Below are 6839 nucleotides of genomic sequence, written 5' to 3'. Positions count from 1 at the left end.
CTTGAAGACGACAAGGTAGATAGGTTCGGCGTGGAAGTGTGGCGACATACGGAGCTGACGAATACTAATCGGTCGAGGACTTAACCAACTACTTTACAAAAAACAATGAAGTTTATCCAGTTTTGAGAGAGCAATCTTTCATATTTATTTAGCAAATTAGTTAACATGTGTGCGATGTGTAGTAATTATTTACATAGTCTAGTGATAATGGCAAAGAGGTCACACCCGTTCCCATACCGAACACGGAAGTTAAGCTCTTTAGCGTCGATGGTAGTTGGGGTTAGCCCCTGCGAGAGTAGAACATCGCTAGGCAGCATTCATATTAATCCGAAGTAGCTCAGTGGTAGAGCAATCGGCTGTTAACCGATCGGTCGTAGGTTCGAGTCCTACCTTCGGAGCCATTCTTGGAGAGCTGTCCGAGTGGCCTAAGGAGCATGATTGGAAATCATGTAGGCGGTGCAAACTGTCTCAAGGGTTCAAATCCCTTGCTCTCCGCCAGTATAACAACAGCATTTATTTAACTAAGGCCCCTTGGTCAAGCGGTTAAGACACCGCCCTTTCACGGCGGTAACACGGGTTCGAATCCCGTAGGGGTCACCATTTTATAATTGATTTATACCCAGGAGAATTAGCTCAGCTGGGAGAGCATCTGCCTTACAAGCAGAGGGTCGGCGGTTCGAGCCCGTCATTCTCCACCATATTTATGATATAATAACTAGTATTAACGCGGGGTGGAGCAGTGGTAGCTCGTCGGGCTCATAACCCGAAGGTCGTTGGTTCAAATCCGGCCCCCGCAACCAAAAAGGTCCCGTGGTGTAGCGGTTAACATGCCTGCCTGTCACGCAGGAGATCGCCGGTTCGATCCCGGTCGGGACCGCCATTTTAATATGGGTCAGTAGCTCAGTTGGTAGAGCATTAGATTGAAGCTCTAAGTGTCGGCGGTTCGATTCCGTCCTGACCCATAGTTTTATATTTGCCGGTGTAGCTCAGTTGGTAGAGCAACTGACTTGTAATCAGTAGGTCGAGGGTTCGACTCCTTTCGCCGGCACCATTTTTATTATAATTAGCTGATTAACCTGGAGAGGTAGCGAAGTGGCTAAACGCGGCGGACTGTAAATCCGCTCCTTAGGGTTCGGCGGTTCGAATCCGCCCCTCTCCACCAGTTTTATAGGGGCATAGTTCAACGGTAGAATAGAGGTCTCCAAAACCTTTGGTGTGGGTTCGATTCCTACTGCCCCTGCCAATTTTTTTAATTTCAATTACTTATGATATATTTATATAATGGCGGTTGTGGCGAAGTGGTTAACGCACCTGATTGTGGTTCAGGCATTCGTGGGTTCGATTCCCATCAGTCGCCCCATTTTTATATATAAATTATTATTAATATGGCGATTGTGGCGAAGTGGTTAACGCACCTGATTGTGGTTCAGGCATTCGTGGGTTCGATTCCCATCAGTCGCCCCATTTTGGGGTATAGCCAAGTGGTAAGGCAGCGGATTTTGATTCCGTCATTCCCTAGGTTCGAATCCTAGTACCCCAGTATTAGCGGAAGTAGTTCAGTGGTAGAACACCACCTTGCCAAGGTGGGGGTCGCGAGTTCGAACCTCGTCTTCCGCTCCATAATAAGGCGGCATAGCCAAGTGGTAAGGCACAGGTCTGCAACACCTCTACCACCGGTTCAAATCCGGTTGCCGCCTCCATTTTTTATAAATCGGGAACACCGATTTTTTTTGTCTTATTTTTAGCCGATGTGGCGGAATTGGCAGACGCGTGCGACTCAAAATCGCATTCCTTTGGAGTGCCGGTTCGATCCCGGCCATCGGTATTATTTTAGAGATTCTAGTCTATTGCTAGAATCTTTTTTTGTCTACAATGAAAATGATAGCGTTAAGCTTGTTAAGAATGTAAAATGAATATATTACGTATGTAAATACTATGCAACTAAAACTTGATTAAAACGTTAATAGAATAAGATAGCATTGTTGTATAAAGGAAGGATACTAAAATTATTATGGTGAAATGGATTGAAGTAAAAACATACGAAGAAATGAGTCGTATTGCAGCAGAGTTATTTATTAAGCAACTAAAAGCAAACCCTAAAAGTGTACTTGGGTTAGCGACAGGTGGTACACCAGTAGGACTGTATGAATTATTAGTAGCTGAAGTGAAAGCTAATAGGCTCTCATTTAAAGATGTTACGACATTTAACTTAGATGAGTATGTTGGTTTGCCCCAAGAAAATTCTGCAAGTTATTGGATGTATATGCACGATACTTTATTCAATCATATTGATATTAAAGAAGAAAATATACATTTGCCCAATGGTGTAGCTCCAAATCTACACGCAGAATGTTCAGCTTATGATAAGCGAATTGCAGCAGAAGGCGGCATTGATTTACAATTGCTCGGTATAGGTGTCAATGGACATATCGGATTTAATGAGCCAGGCACACCGTTTGATTCTTTAACACATGTTGTTGAACTAACTGAATCTACACGTACTGAAAATGCTATTTATTTTGAAGAGGGTGCTGAGATGCCTACTCATGCGATTACGATGGGCATTCAATCTATTATGAATGCGAAGGAAATTGTTTTATTAGCATTCGGTGAACGTAAGCTAGAAGCAATGGAGAAATTAAAAGAAGGTAAGCTTACTGAAGATTTCCCAGCGAGCCAATTAACTACTCATGATAATATTACAATTATCTATGGTGGTACAAAATAAACAAAGAGCAGTCGAGTATTAATCGGCTGCTCTTTTTATTATGCGCTACGTTGATTTTTTCGTTGATAGTTACAAAGTAAAACGCCAAGTATAACGGCGAAACCGCCTAATAATTGATACAATGCAAGTTGCTCATTTAAAAAGATAACTGCGAAAATAGAAGCAAATACAGGGATAAAGTTTAAGAAAATCCCAGCGCGATTTGCACCGATTTTTATAACGCCTGTATTCCAACTTAAAAAGGCAACGATAGAAGCAAACACCCCGACGTATCCGATGGCACTAATTGTACCCATATTCCATATAATCGCATCAGGACGTGTAACGACTTCATAAATAAAGAAAGGTAATAACATAAGTATACCGAGTGCTATCGTTACGAGGAAAGTCGCTTGTCCATGTAAAACGGTGGCATATTTTTTTACGAGTAGCGAGTAAAGACTCCAACACATCACCGCTACGAGCACAATCATATCGCCTTTATTAAATTGAAATGAAAGCAGTGAGGCAAACTGACCTTTAGCTATAATAAATGCTACGCCACTAAGTGATAAGAGTGTGCCGATTAATTGCTGTAAGGAAAGTTTTTCACGTAATAATAGAAAAGATAGTATGTAAATCATAATGGGGGTAGATGAGTTCATTAAAGATGCATTAATTGAAGTAGTATAATGCAGACCGATATAAACGAGTGTGTTGAACGCAGCGACTCCTGTAAAAGCCATTAACAATACGATAAAACGATATTGCCATAACGCACGCCAATGTTTTTTTACGTGAGGGTAGGCGATGGGAAAGAAAATAATAAAAGCGGTGCACCAACGTAAAAAGGCTAAACTAAATGGTGCAATTTGATCACTTACAGCTCGACCAATAACAAAATTACCACCCCATAATAATGTGGCAAGCAATAATAAAATAATAGGATGAAAACGCATAATATTCTCCTTTCTGTTATGGATAAAACCACTGCATTCTAACACGCAGTGGTTTTATTTTTGCTACGGCTATAAAATTTGCTAGTGACGATAGCTACAAAAGTTTCCATTGATAATGGTTGGTTATTGGTCAAAGGTAACGGTATAAAAGGTAACAGGTCATCGGTTGCTTAAATGTAATAACCGTAGCTCACCTAGATTGGAGTCTCACCGCTCTAGGAATTAAAAATACATGCTATCATCGAAGTCAATTGTAATACTGTAATTTTTAGCATTAATGGCATTCGATAGGCGATGTGCTTGTTTTTCTAGTTGCGTTGCTTTTTCGCGATAAGCAGCTGGATCGAACTGTGCGATACGATAAAGTATAGTGTCGCCGTAACCGTGTTGTACTTCTTCTTTTTCATTTTCACCAAAAGAGCGGTATGTCGAAGCACTTTCGCGAAGTTGCGAAGCAAGCTCAATAGCTTCTACTAGCGTGAGCGATTCGTCTTCAAACGAGACTGTATTCATAACATTTGCTTCATATACTAAGCGGTCAAGTGTACGAATGTCTTTGCGAACACGGGCTAAGTCAGTATGAATTTCTTCCATTGTCCGGTTGCTCGTAACAGGTGGTTGGTCTTTTTCAACGGTAATAAAAGCAGAACGATGAAGTTCGCTCGTATATTCATGGAATTTTGACGTTAAAATACTTTTTAATTTAACAGCTTCAGCTAAGTTCATTCGGCATACTCCTCTAATGTAATAGTATAGTCGCCACCGTTAATTTGCCAAAACATTTTAGCGGCAGCGTGTAATAAAGCCTGAGCCTCTTCGTAAGGTAAATCTTTCAGCAAAAACACTTGTGTAATGGCTGTTGTTTTCGAATCTACTGGGGCTAATGGTGTTGAATACAGTATATCATTTATTGTATAGTGTGAAAGTTTAGTCGTATCAAAAATTTGGATAGGTGTTTCATATTGTAACATAAAGAAATCATTGATCGCATGTGCTCCGTCAACCATAGCGATAAATTCACCTTGTTGGATTTGTTCAAACAATGAGATAAAATAAGGCTTTGGTGTTTGATGCCAGCGCTTAATACCAGGACGTTCTGTAAGTGGAGATAAATCCATTTCAAGAAGTAAGTTTTCTTGGTATAATCGAACACGTCCTTTAATCATTTGAGGCGCATCAGAAACTGTTACACCTGTGTACATTATTGTACCAACTAGCATGGTGTTACCCCCCTTTTTAACTATAGGGTTAGTATAACATAGAGGAGGCCAAGAGCGTGATGCGTGTGCACCAGCTACAACAAGAGCTTATCGTGTATGCTAAAGAAATTGGAATTGATAAAATTGGATTTACAACAGCGGAGCCCTTTGTGAGTTTAAAAGACCGTTTATATACACAACAGAAGCTTGGTTATGCTTCAGGATTTGAAGAAAGTGATGTAGAGTTAAGGACCGAGCCATTAAGATTACTACCCACAGCTAAAACGATTATTGCGATTGCTGTCGCCTATCCTTCAAAGATGACAACGCATATTGTAGGAAAAAAAGGTGAACGTCGTGGCATTTTTTGTCGAGCTTCCTGGGGGACAGATTACCATACGGTGTTGCGAGATCGTCTTGCTAAACTCGAAGTATGGCTAAGTGAACGTGTACCGAACGCTGAATTTAAGTCGATGGTAGATACAGGCGCACTGGTAGATCGAGCAGTTGCAGAACGTGCGGGCATTGGCTGGAGCGGTAAAAATTGTTCGATTATTACGCATGAATTTGGTTCCTACGTCTATTTAGGAGAAATGTTAACAAATATTCCTTTCGTACCTAATGAGCCAATAGAAGATGCATGTTTAGACTGTAGGCTGTGCTTAGATGTATGTCCTACTACAGCGTTAGTTGCACCAGGGCAACTTGATGCTAAACGTTGCATTGCTTATTTAACGCAAACGAAAACACAAATGCCGCTAGAATTTCGTAAACATATTGGCAACCGTATTTATGGTTGTGATACGTGCCAAACGGTATGTCCTAAAAACAAAGGGAAAGCGAATTTATGGCATGAAGAATTTGAGCCAGAGCCAGAGCTCGTTAAACCATTATTAACCCCATTACTTACGATATCTAATCGTGAATTTAAAGAGCGTTTTGGTGAAATGTCGGGTGCTTGGCGAGGGAAAAAGCCAATTCAACGTAATGCGATTTTAGCGTTAGCTCATTTTAAAGAACGAGCTGCCTTACCAATTTTACAGCAGGTATTAAGCAAAGACCCACGTCCTGACATTAGAGCTACTGCCGCTTATGCGATAGGAGAGATTACGGAAGATCTTAGCTTGCTTAAAGCAGCGAAAGAACAAGAGACAGATGAAGCGGTGCTACAAGAAATTGACCGCATACTAGGAGAATAACGATGTCATTAAATATTGTATTATACCAACCTGAAATTCCAGCTAATACAGGCAACATTGCACGTACTTGTGCAGGCACTAATACGGCCCTACATTTAATTCGCCCTTTAGGATTTTCAACAGACGATAAAATGTTAAAGCGTGCAGGTCTTGATTACTGGCATAGTGTAGACGTTCATTATCATAATTCGTTAGAAGATTTTTTAACGTATGCTGCTGAAGGAGAAATTTATTTAATCGAAACATACAGTGACAAGCCGTACTCACATTATGATTTTAGCGGTGAGCAAGACATTTATTTTATGTTTGGCAAAGAGACAACGGGTTTACCTAAAGACTTTGCAGAGGCACGCAAAGACAAGTGTTTACGTATCCCACAAAGCGATAATGTACGCTCATTAAATTTATCCAATAGTGCGGCCATTATTATTTATGAAGCATTGCGTCAAAGAGGATTTAAAGGCCTAAAATAATAAACAGACTAAGATTAGTAGTACAAACCAAGGCCATGGTTTGTGCTACTATTTTTTTATAGTAGAAGTGAAGAAAAGTCGACTAGCCTCTGGGACCAATTGAGAGTCCGTATATTAAACCGGCTGACTTCACACCCTTATATGAATCAGTTTAGTCTGTTGGGTCCAAAGAGATCGCGTATAAGAAAGTGGAATCATTAAGGTACTGTGAAGACTTCTATGACTGGCTAAAAAGGAGATGGAAATGATGAAACATGTCATTGCGTTAGATGTGAGTAAAGGCAAAAGTTCGGTGGTTATTT

6 protein-coding genes, 16 tRNA genes and 2 rRNA genes are annotated in these 6839 nt (G+C 40.6%); 21 read left to right on the top strand and 3 right to left on the bottom strand.

The features are described from left to right. The 19 genes from DDE80_RS13350 to nagB form a co-directional block, all read left to right on the top strand. Positions 1-88, top strand: a 23S ribosomal RNA gene (locus DDE80_RS13350); the annotation flags it as partial. 109 nt (positions 89-197) lie between these two features. After that, positions 198-312, top strand: a 5S ribosomal RNA gene (gene rrf, locus DDE80_RS13345). A 14-nt stretch (positions 313-326) separates the two neighbouring features. Further along, positions 327-401, top strand: a tRNA-Asn gene (locus DDE80_RS13340). 5 nt (positions 402-406) lie between these two features. Next, positions 407-498: transfer RNA gene (locus DDE80_RS13335), tRNA-Ser, on the top strand. 27 nt (positions 499-525) lie between these two features. Next, positions 526-600 (top strand) — tRNA-Glu (locus DDE80_RS13330). A gap of 22 nt (positions 601-622) precedes the next feature. Continuing rightward, positions 623-698, top strand: a tRNA-Val gene (locus DDE80_RS13325). Between the two features lie 27 nt (positions 699-725). Continuing rightward, positions 726-800: transfer RNA gene (locus DDE80_RS13320), tRNA-Met, on the top strand. Between the two features lie 4 nt (positions 801-804). Next, positions 805-880: transfer RNA gene (locus DDE80_RS13315), tRNA-Asp, on the top strand. Positions 881-889: 9 nt separating this feature from the next. Next, positions 890-962 (top strand) — tRNA-Phe (locus DDE80_RS13310). Between the two features lie 13 nt (positions 963-975). After that, a tRNA-Thr gene (locus tag DDE80_RS13305) sits at positions 976-1051 on the top strand. 27 nt (positions 1052-1078) lie between these two features. Then, positions 1079-1162, top strand: a tRNA-Tyr gene (locus DDE80_RS13300). Between the two features lie 7 nt (positions 1163-1169). Further along, positions 1170-1243: transfer RNA gene (locus DDE80_RS13295), tRNA-Trp, on the top strand. A 41-nt stretch (positions 1244-1284) separates the two neighbouring features. Continuing rightward, positions 1285-1360: transfer RNA gene (locus tag DDE80_RS13290), tRNA-His, on the top strand. Positions 1361-1388: 28 nt separating this feature from the next. Beyond that, positions 1389-1464: transfer RNA gene (locus DDE80_RS13285), tRNA-His, on the top strand. A gap of 3 nt (positions 1465-1467) precedes the next feature. Beyond that, positions 1468-1540 (top strand) — tRNA-Gln (locus tag DDE80_RS13280). A 5-nt stretch (positions 1541-1545) separates the two neighbouring features. Continuing rightward, positions 1546-1620, top strand: a tRNA-Gly gene (locus tag DDE80_RS13275). A 6-nt stretch (positions 1621-1626) separates the two neighbouring features. Then, positions 1627-1700, top strand: a tRNA-Cys gene (locus DDE80_RS13270). A 44-nt stretch (positions 1701-1744) separates the two neighbouring features. Next, positions 1745-1825: transfer RNA gene (locus DDE80_RS13265), tRNA-Leu, on the top strand. A gap of 189 nt (positions 1826-2014) precedes the next feature. After that, a complete protein-coding gene (gene nagB / locus DDE80_RS13260) occupies positions 2015-2728 on the top strand; it encodes a glucosamine-6-phosphate deaminase (RefSeq protein WP_108308378.1) in 714 nt (237 codons plus the stop codon). A gap of 38 nt (positions 2729-2766) precedes the next feature. Here nagB and DDE80_RS13255 read toward each other — a convergent pair whose 3' ends face one another. From DDE80_RS13255 to DDE80_RS13245, 3 genes are all read right to left on the bottom strand, one after another. Then, positions 2767-3666, bottom strand: a complete 900-nt coding sequence (locus DDE80_RS13255; protein WP_108308374.1) for a DMT family transporter — start codon at positions 3664-3666, stop codon at positions 2767-2769. A gap of 222 nt (positions 3667-3888) precedes the next feature. Continuing rightward, entirely contained in the window at positions 3889-4392 is a 504-nt protein-coding gene (locus DDE80_RS13250) for a DIP1984 family protein (RefSeq protein WP_108308373.1), read from the bottom strand. Next, on the bottom strand, positions 4389-4886 hold the full coding sequence (locus DDE80_RS13245) for a hypothetical protein (protein WP_108308371.1): 498 nt from the start codon (positions 4884-4886) through the stop codon (positions 4389-4391). Before DDE80_RS13245 ends, DDE80_RS13250 begins: the two co-directional genes overlap by 4 nt. A 59-nt stretch (positions 4887-4945) precedes the next feature. Between DDE80_RS13245 and queG the strand changes: the two genes are divergently transcribed. Both queG and trmL read left to right on the top strand, forming a co-directional pair. Continuing rightward, entirely contained in the window at positions 4946-6064 is a 1119-nt protein-coding gene (gene queG / locus DDE80_RS13240) for a tRNA epoxyqueuosine(34) reductase QueG (protein WP_108308376.1), read from the top strand. Between the two features lie 2 nt (positions 6065-6066). After that, complete coding sequence (trmL, locus tag DDE80_RS13235; protein ID WP_108308369.1) at positions 6067-6537, top strand: tRNA (uridine(34)/cytosine(34)/5-carboxymethylaminomethyluridine(34)-2'-O)-methyltransferase TrmL; 471 nt, start codon at positions 6067-6069, stop codon at positions 6535-6537. Positions 6538-6839: the final 302 nt, after the last annotated feature.

Source organism: Metalysinibacillus jejuensis, from assembly GCF_003057615.1.
Classification (GTDB): domain Bacteria; phylum Bacillota; class Bacilli; order Bacillales_A; family Planococcaceae; genus Metalysinibacillus; species Metalysinibacillus jejuensis.
This window is presented reverse-complemented; position numbering and strand designations above follow the sequence as displayed.

Bases quoted from the DNA above. Each gene is read 5' to 3' on its own strand.
- queG (WP_108308376.1), top strand. From the start codon at position 4,946: ATGCGTGTGCACCAGCTACAACAAGAGCTTATCGTGTATGCTAAAGAA.
- trmL (WP_108308369.1), top strand. From the start codon at position 6,067: ATGTCATTAAATATTGTATTATACCAACCTGAAATTCCAGCTAATACA.
- DDE80_RS13245 (WP_108308371.1), bottom strand. From the start codon at position 4,886: ATGCTAGTTGGTACAATAATGTACACAGGTGTAACAGTTTCTGATGCG.
- DDE80_RS13250 (WP_108308373.1), bottom strand. From the start codon at position 4,392: ATGAACTTAGCTGAAGCTGTTAAATTAAAAAGTATTTTAACGTCAAAA.
- DDE80_RS13255 (WP_108308374.1), bottom strand. From the start codon at position 3,666: ATGCGTTTTCATCCTATTATTTTATTATTGCTTGCCACATTATTATGG.